General features: G+C 39.9%; 15 protein-coding genes. 9 read left to right on the top strand and 6 right to left on the bottom strand.

The features are described 5' to 3' along the window. Nucleotides 1-38: 38 nt before the first annotated feature. Entirely contained in the window at nt 39-1,982 is a 1,944-nt protein-coding gene (locus tag VB073_RS06330) for an FAD-binding protein (RefSeq protein ID WP_323403310.1), read from the top strand. Between the two features lie 95 nt (nt 1,983-2,077). Here VB073_RS06330 and VB073_RS06335 read toward each other — a convergent pair whose 3' ends face one another. From VB073_RS06335 to VB073_RS06350, 4 genes are all read right to left on the bottom strand, one after another. Further along, nucleotides 2,078-3,778, bottom strand: a complete 1,701-nt coding sequence (locus tag VB073_RS06335; protein ID WP_323403311.1) for a tetratricopeptide repeat protein — start codon at nt 3,776-3,778, stop codon at nt 2,078-2,080. A gap of 104 nt (nt 3,779-3,882) precedes the next feature. Continuing rightward, entirely contained in the window at nt 3,883-4,743 is an 861-nt protein-coding gene (locus VB073_RS06340; RefSeq protein ID WP_323403312.1) for a hypothetical protein, read from the bottom strand. Between the two features lie 269 nt (nt 4,744-5,012). Continuing rightward, on the bottom strand, nt 5,013-6,032 hold the full coding sequence (locus tag VB073_RS06345; protein ID WP_323403313.1) for an FAD:protein FMN transferase: 1,020 nt from the start codon (nt 6,030-6,032) through the stop codon (nt 5,013-5,015). Between the two features lie 53 nt (nt 6,033-6,085). Further along, the gene (locus tag VB073_RS06350) at nt 6,086-7,036 is read right to left on the bottom strand and encodes a glycosyltransferase family 2 protein (RefSeq protein ID WP_323403314.1); all 951 of its coding nucleotides are present in this window, start codon (nt 7,034-7,036) and stop codon (nt 6,086-6,088) included. Between the two features lie 320 nt (nt 7,037-7,356). Here VB073_RS06350 and VB073_RS06355 point away from each other — a divergent pair, with 320 nt between their 5' ends. Then, entirely contained in the window at nt 7,357-8,169 is an 813-nt protein-coding gene (locus VB073_RS06355; protein ID WP_323403315.1) for a hypothetical protein, read from the top strand. 4 nt (nt 8,170-8,173) lie between these two features. Here VB073_RS06355 and VB073_RS06360 read toward each other — a convergent pair whose 3' ends face one another. Both VB073_RS06360 and VB073_RS06365 read right to left on the bottom strand, forming a co-directional pair. Then, entirely contained in the window at nt 8,174-8,629 is a 456-nt protein-coding gene (locus tag VB073_RS06360) for a lipid-binding protein (protein ID WP_323403316.1), read from the bottom strand. Between the two features lie 174 nt (nt 8,630-8,803). Continuing rightward, nucleotides 8,804-10,192 carry a right-handed parallel beta-helix repeat-containing protein gene (locus tag VB073_RS06365; protein ID WP_323403317.1) on the bottom strand — a complete coding sequence of 463 codons (1,389 nt, stop codon included), beginning with the start codon at nt 10,190-10,192 and terminating at the stop codon, nt 8,804-8,806. 618 nt (nt 10,193-10,810) lie between these two features. Between VB073_RS06365 and VB073_RS06370 the strand changes: the two genes are divergently transcribed. The 7 genes from VB073_RS06370 (at nt 10,811) to VB073_RS06400 (ending at nt 18,535) form a co-directional block, all read left to right on the top strand. Next, on the top strand, nt 10,811-11,608 hold the full coding sequence (locus VB073_RS06370) for a polysaccharide biosynthesis/export family protein (protein WP_323403318.1): 798 nt from the start codon (nt 10,811-10,813) through the stop codon (nt 11,606-11,608). A 37-nt stretch (nt 11,609-11,645) separates the two neighbouring features. Next, nucleotides 11,646-14,015: an exopolysaccharide transport family protein gene (locus VB073_RS06375; RefSeq protein WP_323403319.1), complete on the top strand. Its 2,370-nt coding sequence runs from the start codon at nt 11,646-11,648 to the stop codon at nt 14,013-14,015. A gap of 102 nt (nt 14,016-14,117) precedes the next feature. Continuing rightward, nucleotides 14,118-14,534 carry an FdtA/QdtA family cupin domain-containing protein gene (locus VB073_RS06380; RefSeq protein WP_323403320.1) on the top strand — a complete coding sequence of 139 codons (417 nt, stop codon included), beginning with the start codon at nt 14,118-14,120 and terminating at the stop codon, nt 14,532-14,534. Nucleotides 14,535-14,549: 15 nt separating this feature from the next. Continuing rightward, nucleotides 14,550-14,963 (top strand): FdtA/QdtA family cupin domain-containing protein, encoded by a 414-nt coding sequence (locus tag VB073_RS06385; protein WP_323403321.1) that lies wholly within the window; start codon nt 14,550-14,552, stop codon nt 14,961-14,963. A gap of 8 nt (nt 14,964-14,971) precedes the next feature. Beyond that, nucleotides 14,972-16,078 (top strand): DegT/DnrJ/EryC1/StrS family aminotransferase, encoded by a 1,107-nt coding sequence (locus VB073_RS06390; protein ID WP_323403322.1) that lies wholly within the window; start codon nt 14,972-14,974, stop codon nt 16,076-16,078. 16 nt (nt 16,079-16,094) lie between these two features. Continuing rightward, nucleotides 16,095-17,591, top strand: coding sequence for an O-antigen translocase (locus VB073_RS06395; protein ID WP_323403323.1), 1,497 nt, complete (start codon nt 16,095-16,097; stop codon nt 17,589-17,591). A 26-nt stretch (nt 17,592-17,617) separates the two neighbouring features. Further along, nucleotides 17,618-18,535, top strand: a complete 918-nt coding sequence (locus tag VB073_RS06400; protein WP_323403324.1) for a glycosyltransferase — start codon at nt 17,618-17,620, stop codon at nt 18,533-18,535. Nucleotides 18,536-18,584: the final 49 nt, after the last annotated feature.

Here is an 18,584-nt window from a genome sequence, read left to right on the forward strand (position 1 = left end):
GTTTTCCAAATATTATTTACTACTGAAAAATAGAGTTTATGCCTTTAACAATTATAAGTTTAATAAAACAGGTACCCCTTCCAAGTGAAATGAGAATGGGGGATGATGGTTTGATGGACAGGACAAAAGCAAAATCAATCATCAATATCGATTGTCAGTTCGGTTTGGAAGCGGGACTGCAAATCAGAAAACAATATCCGGATGCCCGCTTGATTGTATGCTCCATGGGGCCGCAATCATTTGAAGCATCACTACGCAAAGCCATATCGATGGGTTATGATGAAGCATATCTTCTTTCCGACCGTAAATTGGGTGGAAGTGATACCTATGCGACCGGACTGGCGTTGGCAACCCTGCTCAAACACCTGGGTTTTTCCAAAAAATCGAAAGAGCCGTTTATCATCTTCGCCGGGCGGCAAACGAGTGACGGTGATACGGCGCATGTTCCTTCTCAGGTGGCAGAAAATCTGGGCATTCCGCAAGCTACATTCATCGAATCTGTAAAAGCTGATGGTAATGGAAATGTGATCGCCAAACGCATTATCGAAGGCGGCTATCAAATGTTGCAACTCCCGCTGCCATGTGCTGTCTCGCTCACGCCCACCGGGGTACCACCGCGCAAGCCGTCCCTCTCGGGAGCTATCAAAGCGAGAAAATTATCTGTTACGGTTTTCAGTGTGGAGGATATCGGACTGAGTACTGCGAAGATCGGTTTGAGCGGATCACCTACCATCGTGGCCAATGTAACCAATATGGTCAGTGAGCGTTCTCCTGTATTAATGTCGCAGGGAAATACCGAAAAAGAACTGGTGGAGAGCCTGATCGCCAATTTCGAAAGGGGAGGGAATGTGCTTGAAAAGAAAGAAGAAAAGGAAAAGAGGGAGGTGGAAATACCTGATTTTCCGGTTGTTGACAATCGAAACGGTGCAAAAGGTATTTTAACCTGGGCGGAGATAACGAATGGGAAAATAGCTCGTCCCTCGTTGGAGTTGCTTACACCTGCCCGTCATTTGGCCGATCAGCTGGGTAACGACACGAAGATTACTACTGTGCTTATCGGTAAAAATGTGGAACCACTGGCACAAACCCTTTTCGAACATGGTACCAATGAGGTTGTGTTGGTGGAAGATAATAGGCTGGAAGAGTATTTGGTGCTTCCTTTTTCCAATATCATTACCCAAATCATTCATGAAAAGAGGCCCGAAATAACCCTTTTTGCCGCTACTACTGCCGGTCGTGAATTGGCGCCGCGTACGGCCGTAAAGACAGGTAGTGGAGTTACCGCCGATTGTACGGGACTCGAGATCGGCGAGTATATCAACCGCAAGGTAAAAGTGATCAACAGGCCGATCCTTCATTCGCGCCGGCCCACATACGGTGAAAGTAAGCTGGCTACTATCCTGGGTTTTTCTTATCCTCAGATTTCAACTGCCCGTGCCGGAACATTTGAAGTTCCGAAAAGAGAAGAGGGGCGCAAGGGGATATTGTCGGTATTTACACCGACACTTCAGGAAGAGGACTTCAGGGTACAAATATTACAGACGGTAAGAGGTGAAGGTGGTCTGCAAGACCTTTTCGATGCTGAAGTGATTGTCTCCGGTGGCCGGGGGACTGTTGAAGATAACATGAAACTGGTACAAGAGCTTGCAGAGGCTTTAAAAGCGAAAGGTATCAAAGCTGAATGGGCTTGCAGTCGTGTGGTAGTAGACGAGGGCCTCTCGGAATATGCACGCCAGATAGGTCAAACCGGCAAGACGGTGAGGCCGAAAATATATATTGCCGTCGGCATATCGGGCGCCATACAACATATTGCAGGTATTAAAGAATCCGGCAAAATTATTGCCATCGATCACAATGCGAAAGCTTCTATCTTCCATCATGCCGATTTTGGCGTAGTAGGAGAGTATCAGGATATTCTTCCCGAACTGATTGAACGTGTGAAAAATGGTTTTACATTTGGTCTGGAACCTATGAGAAAATAAAAGAAATGGTGAGCTTTAAAAACAAAAAACAGGAGGAAAACCGTTTTCAGTTTTCCTCCTGTTTTTTTATTGTGAATTCTCCTCTCGTAAATATCTTATTTCACGATTGACATGAATTCCTGATTGGTGCGATATTTCGCGAATTCCAGATCGTTCAGCGCTTTTGTAGCGATGCTCCTGTCACGGCCGATAGCAGTGCGCAGGTTCGAAACTACATCATTGAAATTATTGGTTCTGGAAGCGATCACGGCAAGTAGATAAGCTGTAATTGCATCGGGTTTATCCACTGTTTCCAGGGTCTGTTTTGCCTTGTTGTAATCTTTGACCAGCAACTGTGCCAGACCGGCATTATTGCTCTTGCTCTGGCCATAAGCCCCTACTGCCTGATTATAATTGCCTTGTAACAGGTTGAGAAGACCCATGCCTTCTTCGAGCCCATCGGCTCCTGCAGATCGTCCCATCAACTCAGTAGCAGCTTGTAGATCGTTATCCATAATAGCCAACAACGCCTTATTCATGTTCACTTCGGGGGCAGAGGGGTTTACTTGTGCTGCGCGGTCGAATGACTGTTTTGCCTTGGCATAGTCTCCACGTTTATAGAACATAGTACCAATATTGTTCCATCCCCTGTAATCGCTGGTGAAGTTGGCTGTAATATACTGATATATTTTTTCTTTTACACTCTCGTCGTTGGTGAGTGAAGAGGCATACAACAACTCTTCCGGAGTCAATTCTTTCGGGTTGTTTTTCCAGGCTGTCATGATTTCATCGTCAGATTTGCCGATAATCTCGATATTGGCAATGATACGTGAACGACGCAGTTGTGGCAGAATTGTTCCTGCGAGATCTTCGAATACGTAAGAGATATTTTTGATTTCCCTTTCACGGGTTTCAGAATCGGGATACATTTCCAGCACTCGAAGGATCAATTCTTTGTCCTGAAGGTTGGAGGCAGAAACCAGCTGACGGAATCCATCCCAGTCCTGTGCAGTATAATGTGCATAAACATCAGTATTGATCTTTCTTTTGTTCAGTTCACTCTCCAGATATTTAGAGGTGTTTTGCTCACGTTGGGCAGCAAGTTTTTCATTGAGAGAGAGACCTCCATCGGGTGATGCATAGGCTGATACCTCTACATTTACATTTTGTTTTGGGTCGTTGAATGCTTCTTCAACACGACGTTTCCACTCGTTCATATCCTGTTTGTTCAACTCGCTTTGACGCAGTTCTGCTTGTTGGATCACGAACATAATGTTGGCTTCCTGGGCTTGCTGAATGATACGCTGGAAGCCATCGGGAGCAACCGACGGTGGGGTCGTGCCTGCATCGGCCAGAGCAGAAGTGGCAATCACTCCGTCTGCCACTTTCAGATCGGGCAAATTAGAACGTTTGTTTTTGATCCTTCCATCGAAACGGAGATAGAGTTCGGCTGATTGCATCTCCGGACTGTAAGGAAACGAACTGTTCATGGAAAAATTGCCACCTCTGTTTTGAGAAATGGTAATTCTGTTGCCCGAGATATTTTCTCCCTGATAGCTATAGGGAGTACCTGCAATTTCAGCATTAGCTGACTTCAGGATAGGAGTAATGGTTACCGTAGCATTTTTGTTGAACCACTTTTCCGGAAAAGTTCCGTTAATGGTTACAGGAATTTGTTTTCCTACTGTTTCTAGTGGCGACGGCGTTACATTGAAGTTGTTTTGCGAAAGCGGCTTCAATTTGCTGCTACAAGAAGTCGATAAGAGGGCGACCCCAAAGATAAGCAGGAGCGCCAAAATAGAAGATTTTTTGTTCATGTGTAAATTTATTTATTTGTTTGCATTGATCAATTTCTCAATAGTTTGTGGGGACAAATTTACCCAATTTCAGCTAATTAAAAAAGCAAGTTGATCGAATTTTTTTAAAAAGTAAATAATAACTCTACTGTGAACTTGTTGGAGGCCATTTCATCATTCGTTGAGAAGATGTCTATTTCGTGATTTACTATATACCATTCATAGTCGAGACGGAGAATAGAGGTAAAGTGTTCCTTCTTAAATCCGAAACCGAAGCCGGATGTCAAGCGGTTGACGTCAAATCCTCCTACTTTTGGTTGATCGTCAATGGCATCCCATCGAATAGCAGGCCTCACAAATTCAAACATCTTGGTTTTCACAGGTATCGTATATGCTCCTTGAAGATAATAAGAGAGCAAATCGGTATGAAATTCAGTTTTACTCTCTCTCTTCATGATTTCGGTTTCCACTTTCCAGTTCTTTTGTTCGTAACGCAAGTCGGTTCCATAGAAAAGAAAATGGGTGGTTTCATCCTTTTCGTAATCATATATTTTGGCGGTCATACGAAATCCCTGCATGTTGCCCAGTTCAACCCTTCCTCCATACGACAAGTTTTTTTTCCAGACGGGATCATTTATTGCATTTCCGTTGAAGACTCCAAACTCGAGTTTTGAAGGTATCACACCAATGCGAAAATCATATTTAGCCAAAAACCCCAGATCTCTGGTACTTAAGAAATATTTCCCCAAAAAAGTACGGTTGGCGAACATCATTGCATTGGGAGCTACAATGTAATTGTTGAACAATGGAATACTGGTCTGTCCCAATGAGAGTGAAAGCCCATCAAGAGGTTTCAATGTCCCGAATAGATCCAGCACACTGAACTTCCCTTCGTTGCTGAGTTCTATTTGTACTTTGTAGGCCGAGTAGGGATTGATATTCCCTGCAACACCTATACGGGAGTTTCGAACAGAAAAACGGGACATATTTGTTCTGGTCGCGTATTCGAATTTATTTTTTAATGTTCCGTCAATTTTGAAGTTGGGATAAATTGCCGAATCATTTTCCTGGGCGGAAAGGAAAAAAGAAGAGAATAGAAATAATGAAAATAGAGTATTGCACACCTTCTTATATATTGAATCAGGGCTATTGGTTACAATGCTTTCATTATTTTGAAAACACTCTCTTTTAATAATCAGACTTTTTTTTTCTGTTTCTGGTTGTTTCATTTTACTTTTGTGTATACTTTTTTATGTTATTCTTTTACAAAAAATTGTTCGAAGCCATCGGAATATTCAACGCCGAATGAGCCGTCATTTTTCTCATAAATAAAATAATAGTGTATTCCTGCTAATTTTTTTGCCGTCTCGATAGATTTTTTAAGGCCCATGACCATGAACGCAGTGGCATAAGCATCGGCTGTCATACAGTCATCGGCTATTACGGTAGCACCCAGAATATCCAGTTGCGAGGGATATCCGCTGATCGGGTCTATGGTGTGGGCATACTTCTTTCCATCTTTGATATAGTAATTTCTATAGTTCCCCGAGGTAGCTATCGATTTATCACAGAGAGAAAGTACTGTTTGTCGGTAAGACAGCATCCCGGTGGCATCATCAACGGGTTTGGTTACTTCGATGTGCCAACATGCACCTTTATTGTTTCTCCCTTTTGCCGCGATTTCACCACCGATCGCTACCATATAATTTGTTATGCCGTAACCCTCCAGTAAATTGGCGATTACATCACATGCATATCCTTTGGCTATGGCCGAAGTATTTATCTGTACCCGCGGATCGGCTTTGATAATGTTTCCTGTGGCATCGATCGATATTTTTTCGTATCCTACAAAACTTTTCAGACTATCAATAATTTGAGGGGTGATACTGTCCATGTTTTGAAAACCAAACCCCCATGCATTGATAAGAGGTGAAACGGTGATGTCGAAATTTCCATCTGTTGTGCGTGAGATCTCCTCCGCTCTGTGAAACACCTTCAGGAAAAATGAATCGAGTTTTACCGGCTCATTCCGGTTTACTTTCGAAATGATAGAGTTTTCTTTGAAAGGATTTAACGACATGTCAAATTTATTCAACTCGGCAACTATCTCCTCTTTTAATGATCGATTGTAGGCATATTTGATATCATATCCAGTCGTGAATATTTCTCCCTGATCGTGATGATAGATGTATTTTTCCTTACTTCCCTGGTTACAGGACAAGATGAAGACAAAAAGAAGTAGCAGCAGGCTATTATATTGATATTTTATTTGCATATGTTTTTGAAACTAAGAATCCCCCCAATCACTTATCAACCTATTCACCTCTCTTAGAATTCTTCTTCAATCCGGTAATTGTTTCTCTCGGGAGAATTCCTTGATACCAGTTCACCCAGAAATCCTGCGAGAAAGAGTAGGGTACCTATGATCATCGTAGTGAGAGATATATAGAAATATGGGGATTCCGTTACCAATCGGTATGGATTCCCCTGATGCATGTCATATAGCTTGATGGCACCTACAAGAATAATGGCGATCAACCCAAGGAGAAACATCACGCTTCCCCACAGTCCGAAGAAATGCATTGGTTTTTTTCCAAACCGGCTCAGAAACCAAAGTGTCATCAGATCAAGATATCCGTTTACGAAACGGTCTGCACCAAACTTACTCTTACCGTATTTCCTCGGACTATGCTTGACCACTCTCTCACCTATACGGGTAAATCCTGCATTTTTGGCCAGGACTGGAATCCATCGATGCATATCATTATAAATCTCAATACTTTTGGCCAGTGATTTACGATAAGATTTCAACCCGCAATTGAAATCGTGAAGTTTTATTCCTGATACTTTTCTGGCTGTGGCATTGAACAACTTCGACGGCAGGTTTTTGGTCAGTTTATCATCATATCGTTTCTTTTTCCAACCCGAGACCAGATCGTATCCCTCTTCTTTGATCATCCTGTAAAGTTCCGGAATTTCATCGGGACTATCCTGCAAGTCGGCGTCCATAGTAATAATTACATCACCCTGTGCTTTCTGGAAAGCGTTGTGAAGTGCAGGCGATTTACCGTAATTCCGTTGGAATTTAATTGCCTTCACATGGTCAGACTCTTCTTTGAGCTTTTTAATTATTTCCCAGGATCCATCACTGCTTCCGTCATCTATAAAAATGATTTCGTAAGACAGCTTGTTTTCCTGCATCACACGCTGAATCCAATCGTGCAACTCAATGAGCGAATCCTCTTCGTTGTAGAGAGGTATGACAACTGATATATTCATGATTTCCATTTATTACACAAATTTACATGATTTTCGTGGGATACCTGTATATGCAGTAAAAAATAACCGTTTTTTAAAGGAAATTCTTAAATTTAGAATCGTCAATATAGAAAATATAAATGACAAATAATGTAGAAAATATGGAATTTTTCCACATCAGATAAAAAAATATAAATTGATTTAAATATATTATAATCAGTTGTTTGTGGTGATACTTTCGGCTGTTTGTAAGTTTTTGTAAGTTTTTTGTTGCTTTAATTGTGTTCAGATATCGACATTGTGTTATATATTTGCGACAAAAATCATAAAGTCACAGCAAAATGCGAACCCAGAAATTTGAGGTAGAGGTTGGTAATGAATACCAATCTAATGGTAAAATTGTGGTCGATATCAATCAGATTCCATATCCGACAGCTGTTTATATACCTTCTAAAGAAGAGATTATATTGAACAGGCGTGCTTATGAAACACTTGGAATGAATGAAAGGGATGTATTCGACCTGACAACATGGAAAAAAATTAATCCATTTTTGGCTGATTGTTACAGAAAAGTCAATGAGGATATAGTAAATGATCAGAAAGTTCATGTCATTCTTCTCAATGGCAAGCATGAAATAATGAATTATTCTTTGACTCGTATTACTAATCCTTTATTGGGGAAAGTGTATATCATCTATTTTTCAAAAGCATCCGAAAAATATTCGGTGGCTTCTATTTCGTCTCTCTATTCAGTAAAAGAAGAAGTTGCAAAACTGAAACCCTATCTGAACAGAACAGGTAAGATCATGCATGAAAGTTTGATGAACAAATATTTCAGGGAAGAAAACCAGCAACTAACCTTAGACGATCTGGTCTATTACGAGCGAGAATTACGGATTATACAAAAAGCATATCCTTCACTGTCCCACCGTGAAGTTATCCTTTGCGGATTACTTGTAAACGATATGGACAGCAAGGATATAGCCTCAATTACTAACAGAACCCTGGATGCGGTATTTGTAACAATTCACCGTATTAACAGGAAACTGGATATACTCAACAAAAAACAGTTAGTGGATACACTCAAAGAGTTGGTGAACAAACAGGAGATTGATCAGCCTGTACCCACTACAGTTTCTGTTTCACAAAGATAATCCGTCAGCTTATTCGATGTCCTTTTAACTGATAGGTATTTCCGTAGGGTGTTTCATCGTCTTCGAACTGTATTTCGAAGTAGATACTGTCGGTATTCACTATCTTTCCATTCGAAATTTTTACCCCGATGCCGTCTTCGCTCATTTCACAGGTAGACAATTTTGTTTGGAAGGTGCCGTTTTTTTCATTAACCGATGCCTTTATCTGGAAATTCCAGAATTTTACTTCCGAATCCTGAATTGTTATTGAATCATTTTTTGCAGAAGGATTTTGAAGGGTGATCACCTTGAAAGGGCCAAATATGGTACTTGTGTCATTGTAAGCTGTCACTTCCCATTGACCGGCGAGGTTTATGTTGACTGAATTGGTACTGTCGGATATGCTTGTGTTTACTTCGCGTTCACACGATGCAAAAATACCAATGGTTATGAGTCCCAATAAATATATAATTTTTTTCATATGTTTTCTTTATCTATGTCTGGAAGAGGCAGTGTCATGATTTTTTATAATCAATATCATGCTTATTCCAAAACTGTTATTGTAATTATGTAAGTTGTATTTGTCTAACCAAAGGACAGGGACGTGGCATGCTCTTACGTCCATGACATGGTCTACAAATGTTGAAAATGGTGTTTAGCGAATATATAGTGTTTTCAAATGTAAAGCATCGCCATTCTTTACAAAAAGGATATAATTACCTGCCGAAGGCCTGGCAGGCAGTACGGTGTGATAACTGGAGAGTTTTTTGGTATATATCAGTTCTCCTGCCGCGTTGGCCGCATAAACGGTTGCCGATGGGGACAACTTCCCTTTGATATTCACACATACCCGATTGTAATTATCCAGATAAATTGTAATCGAGGGATCATTCTTTATATCTGGTAATGTTATTCCCGGAATTGTTGGGGTTTTGTCTCCCGGTTGTTCGTCGGGTTTGGTTTCAGGCTTTGGTTCTGGAGTAGGCTTTTGATCTGTATCTTCGGGGAGAGGGGTTGATCCTCCTCCGGGCGTAGACGGCGGAGTAGGAGTGGAGGTGGCTGAGCGTGCTCTTCCGAGGATCTTATCCGGTAGTATTGAGGCCGTTAGATTGGGATCGTATCTATTGGTCTCTTTACCTTTTACTGGCTCCATATTTTGATAAATCCACCAGGAGTTACCGGTCATTCCCTTACTGTTCGCATAATTTACAACATTCTTTTCTGCCGTAATATTATAGGATTTTTCATATTGTTCGTACCAGTTACAGACACTAATGGCTACATTGGTAAAATATTGACTTTTTGCATATATTTTATTGTTTCTCAATGTCATATCATGACCTCCTCCAATACCGATACCGTATTGTCCGGGATTAACCAGGATATTATCTTCTACGATTTGGTAAGAACCTCCGATATCACCTATCAGGATTCCCCCGCCTGAGTCTGACGGTCCACCTCCTCTAATCCAGTTTCCTTTCACCGTGATAGGACTTTCTGGTGTGCCATGTGATTGATTTATATTGACAATGTCACCGGGAGAGCTATCCCCAAATATGTTCTCACAAGCATTGTAGCTGACGCTGTTTCCTGCGCCACTCACTTTATCGAATAACACCATAAACCCGTTTACAGAGTCATCTGAGTTATTTAATGGACCACCTAAATTAAATACGTCGTTGTATTCAAATTTTACAGTTTGAGATTTATGCGCATTCAGAGCAGTTCCTACATTTTCGAATGTATTGTCTATTATTGTTACGTTTTTGCAGTTATCCAGATAAATAGCCCGTTTGAAAGGAGCTGAACTGAACTTGTTATATCTGATAATAACATTTTCGCAACTATATAAGGCAATGTATTCTCTTGGGTTATTAGAGGAAAAGTCTAATCCTTCAATTATAAAGTTGGATTTATTTACATGCTGGATTGCAGCTGATTTTTTGTAAGATCCGGTATATCTGTCCCCCTGTCCATAAGATAGATGGAAAGGCAGGCATAATAGTACCACACCTAAAATGATAGTGATGTTGTTTAGTTTCATCTTTTTTCTCCTTTTCAATTAAATAGTGTGTTTGAATAAAATAGTGTGTTTAAAAGTGTAAGCCAAATCGATCCGGTTGTATTCGGTGGAAGGTACTAAATATGGATTCCCCCCGGTAGTTATGAAGGGAGAGAGCATGCTTGATTTTCCTAAAAAAGTTACCTCCACCAAGAGTAACCTATCCAACGTAGCTTGTTTTTGATTGCGCTGCAAATATACACTTTTATTTTCTTATCATCATGTTAAAAGACAAAGCAATAGATGTAAAAAATCAAAATAGTAAAATTGAAAAGATATTTTCGGGGAAAAAATCCACAAAACAATACGATTTAAAAAAAATAAAAATACGGAAAGAAAATGCTACAAACGTTTTTATGATCTTTTCTGTCCCAAATGTAATGTTATGTAAGGAATTTTTTGATACAAACAACTCCATAGCAGCATATCTTTGCTGCACTTAACTAATTTAGTTAAGAAAATTAGCGGTGCACACAATGAAATTTTGTCATTGTGAATAAAATTAGAAATCACAGTTTATAGTTTTTGCATAATTTCTGTCCTTTTTTTACTGCAATATGGCCGAATTATGCAATTACTTCAAAAGAAAGTACAAGAAAAATGAGAAAAAGTTTTTATCTGCTGGTACTTACTTGCATTACAGTTTCGTGTGTGCAGGTGAAAGATATCTCTTATTTCCAGCAAGCAGACCAGGGGCAAACCTCGCTGAACAGCAAAATGTATGATGCCCGTATTAAACCCAAAGACCTCCTTGCCATTACCGTAGTAAGCAGTGAACCGGCAGCTTCGAGAAGATATAATCTTATCATGCCGCAGATCGATGCTACAATGAACAGCATCCAATCCCAGCCTACATTGCAAAATTATCTGGTGGATAATGATGGAAATATCAATTTCCCTGAGTTAGGTACGCTAAAAGTGAAAGGATTGAGTACAAAAGAACTGGAAAAGCAGATAGGGGAAGCTCTGAAGCCTTTCTTCACAGAAGAATTGCCCATCATTACCGTAAGAATATTGAATTATTCGGTGAATGTGTTGGGAGAGGTTCTCCGACCTGGTACGTTTGTATCGACCAATGGCCGGATGACTCTGTTTGAAGGGTTAGCCATGGCTGGGGATTTAACCATATATGGGCGTCGCGACAATATAAAGGTCCTGCGCGAGAGTGAAAATGGGGAAAAGATTATTTATACAGTAAATCTGAATGATAAAAAATTATTCGATTCTCCTGCTTTCTTCCTGGAGCAGAATGATGTGATATATGTAGAACCGAATCAATCAAGAGCCAATTCGTCGAGATATGGGGCTGCGGAGAACTTTCGCATATCTACCTTATCGATATTGATTTCTGTGGCTACATTGGGTGCTACTATTCTCGGATTGACACGGACTCATTGAGCAATTATTATTAGATACACCTTTCAGGAGAACTGTTATGAACAAATATTTGGAAGTCGAAGAAGAATTTATTGCGCTATCAGAAAAGAAAATTGATGTGATGGCCATATTGATGAAATATCTTTCCTATTGGAAGTGGTTTTTACTGTCTATTATCGTATCACTTGCCATAGCTGTAACTTATATCTATTTTTCGTTGCCGAAATATGAGATTTCCACATCCATCCTGTTTAAGGATGATCAGAAAGGAGGAACCACAGAGCTGAATATCGTACGGGATATGGGAGTGGTCACCAGAAGGAATAATGTGGATAATGAAGTGGAGATCATGAAAAAATCATTGGTCGCAGAGAATGTGGTAAGGAAACTCGATCTCTATGTCTCGTACACTGAAATGAAATCTCTTTTCGGTTTAGATAGGATTCACCGAAATTTTCCGAAGCGAAAAACTGCTGTGCTGTATGGAGATGAACTGCCTGTTACGATAAGGGTTTCGAAAGATAAATTGAATGCCATGACACAAGGTATAGCCTTTGATATGGTAGCTTATCCCGATGGTAATTATCTCTTCACAGGTAAGTTCAGAGGTGACAATTATGAGATCAAAGCGGCATCGAATGATACTATAGTGCAGTTACCTTTTGGAGAGCTCCAACTCTCAAAAGGAAAAACAAAACCTAAAAAGGATATGTGGATCAAGGTTCAGATACATCATCCGATGTCTGTGGCTGATGGATTTTTGGGTTCATTAAATATAAAATTAACATCGAAAATGTCATCGGTGGCAGATATCACTTTGACAGCTTATAATATGTCATTGGGACAGGATTTTCTGAAAGAGTATATTGATGCATACAACGAGCGTGGAATTAAGGACCAACTGGAATTAGCTGAGAAAACCTCGAAGATTATAGATACACATCTTGCTAATCTGAGTAATGAGCTCGGTAGTGTGGAGGATCAGGCGCAGGAGTTCAGGCAATCACAAGGATTGACCAACATTTCATCTCAGGCTGATCTGTATAATTCGCAATTGGCGGGGGTCAGCCAGCGGAGGATGGACCTTGAATCCCAATACAGTATTGTCTCGAGCCTCCTAAGCTTTGTACAACAGAAAAGTGGTCATAGTCAGCTTATTCCTGCTAACTCAGGCATCCAAAGCGTGATATTGAACTCTCAAATCACTACCTACAATGATTTAGTGCTACAACGAAACAAACTGGCACGAATCGCTTCCAGTAGCAATCAATCAATGATAGATCTGAATAATCAACTGGAATCTACATTTAGTTCCGTGATTTCCGGCCTACAAAGCGAAAAAAACAATCTGGAAATACAATTGAAGGATATCAACACCGAATATTCGCGAAACAATGCCAAAATTAGGGCAATTCCGCAGCAGGAAAGGGCCTTCTCGGATATTAAACGCCAGCAGAACATCAAGGAGGATCTGTTTCTCTATCTCCTTCAGAAAAAGGAGGAACGTTACATGAATATGACAGCCGTAGAACCTAATTCTAAATTAGTTGACAATATTCGTGTGAAGGGCGTCGTCTGGCCGAAAAAAATGTTCGTTTTACTTTTCTTTTTCGGTCTTGGACTGATACTGCCGGTAATAGCTATTAAAATAAGAGACTTACTTCGTTACCAACTGGATACCAAAGAAGAATTGGAAAAAATCTCTTCTATCCCGTTGTTGGGAGAAATACCGAAGGCCGTTCAAACGCAGCCAGTCATAATAAAAGAGGACAATAACGATAGTTTCAATGAAATGCTGAGACTTCTGCGCGCCAATCTTCTGTTTGTGATAGACGGTAAAGATAAGAAGGTAATCAATATGCTCTCGAGTATCAGTGGCGAAGGAAAATCGTTTGTCTCTCTTAACCTGGCAATGAGTCTGGCTCTACTCGATAAAAAAGTGTTGTTGGTTGAGCTCGATATAAGAAAACCCAAACTTGCCAAGCAACTGGGTATTGATAGTAAGCAAGGTATTACACTTTACCTGTCTGGTTATCAGGACAAGAAGGAGTTGATAAAACCTTCCGGATTGCATTCTAATCTATCTGTCATTACCGCTGGATCTATTCCGCCAAATCCGAACGAATTGTTGGCGAAACCGGCATTGGATGAACTTATTAAAGAGTTAAAAGCAGAATATGATTTCATCATAATTGATACGGCGCCGGTAGGGATGGTGTCCGATGGATTTTTATTGAATCGTATTGCGGATGTGAACCTGTTTGTGACCCGTGCCGGATTTACGCCGAAAAAATTTGTGGAGGAAGCAGACAGGTATTTTCAGGAAAACAGACTCAAGAAGATGTATTTCATACTCAACGCTGTAAATCTGAATGCGGTAGAATATAGATATGGTCTTTATAAAAAATACGGATATGGTTATTCCTAACTGATAGGTTTGTAGCCGGTTGGTTCTCTATATCTGAAATAGTCCGGTTACGCTTCTCAGTGAGGATAAATATATGATAACATATTTAAAATGCACAGCAAAATGAAAGTCAACGAAAAAGATATCATTCAACTTCCCAAAAATTTCGATAGAAGGGGGAATCTCTCTTTTATTGAAGGTATTAATCATATCCCGTTCAAGATTGAGCGTACTTACTGGATCTATGATGTTCCGGGCGGAGAGGTGCGTGGCGGACATGCTTACAGACAGAATCAGGAATTTATCGTGGCCCTGTCAGGAAGTTTTGATGTCAGCTTGGACAATGGAATGGTACGAAGAACATATTCTTTGAACCGTTCATATTACGGTTTATACGTACCTAAAGGAGTATGGCGCCAGATGCAAAATTTCTCCACCAATGCCTTGGCGCTTGTGTTAGCTTCAGTCCGATTCGATCCCGAAGATTATATTTATGATTACTCGCTCTTTACAAAATTGGTAAAAGACGCAAAGTTATAAAAAAGAAAAAGTCGTATGAAGAAGACAAATATTTATGATTGCTCCATGCTGGAGATAGACAAGCATCATAATGAAAAAGGAAATATCAGTGTAGTAGAAAATGGTAGTACAGTTCCTTTTGATGTTAAGCGTGTTTATTACCTCTATGATGTTCCTGGCGGTGAATCCAGAGGTGGACATGCACATAAAGAATTACAGCAGTTTATCGTGGCAGCCAGTGGTAGTTTTGATGTTACTGTGGATGACGGCGAATCGAGAAGGACTTTCACTATCAACAGGCCATACAGAGGTTTGTTGGTGGTACCCGGTATTTGGAGAGAACTGGATAATTTCTCTTCCGGTTCTGTCTGTCTCGTATTAGCATCGACAGAGTATTCAGAGGAAGACTATATAAGAGATTATGATGAATTTAAAGAGTATAAAAAATAATTCTATAAATGGAACAAGTAAAAATTCTTGATTTACAGAAAGTGACACAGAGATATGCTGCGGAAATTCATGAGGTAGCCCGGCGTGTTATAGATTCCGGATGGTATCTTCTGGGAAAAGAAACTGAAATATTTGAAAAAAACTATGCCGATTATATTGGTGTCAATCATTGCATAGGTGTTGCCAACGGATTGGATGCTTTGCGGATTATCTTACGTGCTTATATTGAGATGGGAGTCATGCAGGAAGGAGATGAAATTATCGTTCCTGCCAATACTTTTATCGCTTCTATCATAGCTATCACCGATAACAGGCTCGTACCTGTACTGGTTGAACCCGATATAGAAACTTATCAGATCGATGATGCAAAAATTGAATCGGCAATCGGTCCCAGAACCAAAGCCATCATGATTGTACATCTGTACGGACAATGTGCATATACAGAAAAGGTGGAAGCGTTATGTAAGCAATACCATTTAAAATTAATAGAGGACAATGCTCAGGCAGTCGGCTGCAGGTTGAATGGTCAAACAACCGGTTCATTGGGAGATGCTGCCGGACATAGTTTTTATCCTGGGAAAAATCTTGGTGCTCTTGGTGATGGGGGAGCTATTACGACCAATGACCCGTTATTGGCTGAAAAGGTGAGAACACTGGCCAATTATGGGTCAAAGATAAAGTATGTTTTCGAATACCAGGGATATAATAGTCGTCTTGATGAAATACAGGCTGCTATTCTGGGTGTAAAACTTGCATGTCTTGATGAAGATAATAGTCGCCGCAAAGAGATTGCAAAATACTATCTGAAACATATTACCAATCCTCAAATTATTTTGCCGGTGATAAATGACTGGGATGCACATGTGTTTCATCTCTTTGTCATTCGTTCAGTGAGACGTGATGATTTGCAACAGTTTTTGCAGGACAACGGAATACAAACACTGATTCATTATCCGATCCCTCCTCACAAACAAAAAGCATACAGCGATTGGAATGATCTCTCATTGCCGATTACGGAGAAAATTCATGACGAAGTATTGACTTTACCGATTAGTCAGGTAATGACCGATGAAGAAGTTAAGTCAGTAGTAAACGCAGTCAATAATTTTCGTTGAAATAGTGAAATAAAAAATGACAGAACAAAAAGATTCATACCGGCAAATTATGAAAGCCACCTCCCTATTTGGAGGAGTACAGGTTTTCCAGATATTAATCTCTGTGGTACGTTCCAAATTTGTAGCGATACTGCTGGGACCGACCGGTATGGGGATTGTCGGATTGCTTGCCTCTACTACCAGTTTGATTGCGGGGCTTACCGGTTTTGGCCTTGGCACAAGTGGAGTAAAAAATGTTACAGAGGCAAATGCTTCCGGCGATAAAGATCGTATCAGCATGGTTGTTTATGTTGTACGCCGCTTGGTATGGTTCACAGGACTGTTGGGTGCTTTATTGACCTTGGCGTTCTCTCCCTGGCTGAGTGAGTTTACATTTGGGAACAAGGAATATACAGTGGCTTTTGTCTGGATTTCCATTACATTACTTTTTAGTCAGTTGAATATTGGAGAACTGGTGGTACTACAAGGGGTGCGTAAGCTGCAACATTTGGCAAAAGCCAATGTATATGGTAGTCTGTCGGGACTGATCATAACTATTCCTCTCTATTATAAATTCGGTGTTAAGGGAATTGTACCTGTTATTATCATCACCTCGTTTATGACCTTCTTTTTTTCGCGGTATTTTGCCCGAAAGGTCAAGACGGAGAAAATAAAACTTTCCATGTCAGATACTATTATCAAAGGTAAAAGTATGATGGTGATGGGATTTATGATTAGTATGAGTGCGATGATAATCCTGTTTGTGGACTATCTACTTCGTATATTTATCAATCATACTGGTCATGTAGAAGACGTGGGTTTTTATAATGCCGGGTTTGCTATCATCAACACCTATGTGGGGATGGTCTTCACGGCGATGGGCACCGATTACTATCCCCGGTTATCAGTTGTCGCAGACAATAATCAGCAATGCAAAGATAATATCAATCAGCAAGCGGAGATAGCATTACTTATCCTGGCCCCGATTCTCATGCTTTTCCTTGTTTTTGTGGACTGGGCAGTAGTCCTGCTATATTCCAGACAATTTTTAGTAATTACCGGCATGCTCCATTGGGCAGCTTTGGGTATTTTTTTCAAGGCTGTAAGTTGGTCCATCGCATTTGTGTTTCTGGCGAAAGGTGCCGGAAAACTCTATTTTTGGAATGAGTTCTCCGCTAGTATCTACACATTGATTTTTAATATGTTGGGATACTATTTGGGAGGATTGACCGGATTGGGAATTTCTTTTCTTCTCTCGTTTATGGTCTATCTCGTACAAGTATTTGTCATAGCCAAGGTGAAATATCATTTTTCGTTCTATTCCTCATTCATAACCATTTTTCTGGTTCAATTCACACTGGCCTTACTCACTTTTGTTCTTATGAATCTGATGAAACAGCCTTATTCCTATTTTCTGGGAATAGTATTGATTGCTATTTCCGTTTGGTATTCATTTAGAGAACTGGAACGAAGAATCGGCATAAAAGAAATTATTCAAACTATAATCCAAAAAGTAAGAAACCGGCATAATTAAAATAGTCGTATAAAAAATAATTATTTATGATCACAACAGATACACCTCTGGTTTCGGTAGTTGTTATGACCTATAACAGTGCTAAATTTATAATAGAAACCTTGGAAAGCGTAAAAGCGCAGACATGGAAGAATATTGAACTGATAGTAACTGATGATGGTTCTACAGATCATACCGTTCAGCTTTGTTTAGACTGGATAGAAGCTAATAGAAGTCATTTTTCTGCGACGAAATTTATTACCGTAGCACAGAATACCGGGATACCTTCCAATAACAACAGGGGGTTACGGGCGGCGACCGGGGAGTGGATTAAAACGTTCTCCGGAGACGATAACCTCATGGAGAATTGTATTGCTGATAATCTTGAATATGCCCGTCGATTTCCTGAAGCTTCTTTTATCACTTCTGATTTACGTGAAATTGATGAAAATAGTGTGCTGATAAGGGATAATGTGATCAATGACGGCTTGATTTTTTTTGCAAATCTCCCCTCAGCTAAGAAACAACTAAAAAACTATTCACGATGGCCGGTTTTTCTGAATACTCCTGCTTTTTTTTGTAAAAGAGAGATATGGAAGATATCGGGTTACTGCGATGAAGAACTCAAAATCTATGACGATACAACAGCCGTATTCAGGATATTGAGCAAAGGTGTCAAATTATATTATATGAATAAGCCAACCGTTGAATACCGGATATATCCGAATTCTATTTCAAGAAGTGAAAAGGTGAATGATATCAGGGAAAAAGAAGCTTATAGGATTTTCAAAAAATACCGGAATCAGAATCTGAGTATTTTTAATCCTCTTGATTTGTCAATCTATTATGAAAGTTGGTTAGTATTTAAGTATAAGGGATTTATGGGTCGTAAAGGAATATCTTATTTGAGAAAACTCAGCCTTTATTATTGGTATATGCAGTTCAACGGAGTAAAGAGCTATTAAAACTGAAAGATTGCAATGACAATTTTAATTACTAAAAACCGGCATTGTG

This window comes from Proteiniphilum sp. (assembly GCF_034927365.1).
In the GTDB taxonomy this organism is placed as follows: domain Bacteria; phylum Bacteroidota; class Bacteroidia; order Bacteroidales; family Dysgonomonadaceae; genus Proteiniphilum.

What these genes read in the sequence shown, in the direction of transcription:
- VB073_RS06335 (WP_323403311.1), bottom strand. Translation starts at nt 3,778, where the DNA reads ATGAACAAAAAATCTTCTATTTTGGCGCTCCTGCTTATCTTTGGGGTC.
- VB073_RS06350 (WP_323403314.1), bottom strand. Translation starts at nt 7,036, where the DNA reads ATGAATATATCAGTTGTCATACCTCTCTACAACGAAGAGGATTCGCTC.
- VB073_RS06370 (WP_323403318.1), top strand. Translation starts at nt 10,811, where the DNA reads ATGAGAAAAAGTTTTTATCTGCTGGTACTTACTTGCATTACAGTTTCG.
- VB073_RS06390 (WP_323403322.1), top strand. Translation starts at nt 14,972, where the DNA reads ATGGAACAAGTAAAAATTCTTGATTTACAGAAAGTGACACAGAGATAT.
- VB073_RS06340 (WP_323403312.1), bottom strand. Translation starts at nt 4,743, where the DNA reads ATGTCCCGTTTTTCTGTTCGAAACTCCCGTATAGGTGTTGCAGGGAAT.
- VB073_RS06400 (WP_323403324.1), top strand. Translation starts at nt 17,618, where the DNA reads ATGATCACAACAGATACACCTCTGGTTTCGGTAGTTGTTATGACCTAT.
- VB073_RS06395 (WP_323403323.1), top strand. Translation starts at nt 16,095, where the DNA reads ATGACAGAACAAAAAGATTCATACCGGCAAATTATGAAAGCCACCTCC.
- VB073_RS06380 (WP_323403320.1), top strand. Translation starts at nt 14,118, where the DNA reads ATGAAAGTCAACGAAAAAGATATCATTCAACTTCCCAAAAATTTCGAT.
- VB073_RS06330 (WP_323403310.1), top strand. Translation starts at nt 39, where the DNA reads ATGCCTTTAACAATTATAAGTTTAATAAAACAGGTACCCCTTCCAAGT.
- VB073_RS06355 (WP_323403315.1), top strand. Translation starts at nt 7,357, where the DNA reads ATGCGAACCCAGAAATTTGAGGTAGAGGTTGGTAATGAATACCAATCT.
- VB073_RS06375 (WP_323403319.1), top strand. Translation starts at nt 11,646, where the DNA reads ATGAACAAATATTTGGAAGTCGAAGAAGAATTTATTGCGCTATCAGAA.
- VB073_RS06345 (WP_323403313.1), bottom strand. Translation starts at nt 6,032, where the DNA reads ATGCAAATAAAATATCAATATAATAGCCTGCTGCTACTTCTTTTTGTC.
- VB073_RS06385 (WP_323403321.1), top strand. Translation starts at nt 14,550, where the DNA reads ATGAAGAAGACAAATATTTATGATTGCTCCATGCTGGAGATAGACAAG.
- VB073_RS06360 (WP_323403316.1), bottom strand. Translation starts at nt 8,629, where the DNA reads ATGAAAAAAATTATATATTTATTGGGACTCATAACCATTGGTATTTTT.
- VB073_RS06365 (WP_323403317.1), bottom strand. Translation starts at nt 10,192, where the DNA reads ATGAAACTAAACAACATCACTATCATTTTAGGTGTGGTACTATTATGC.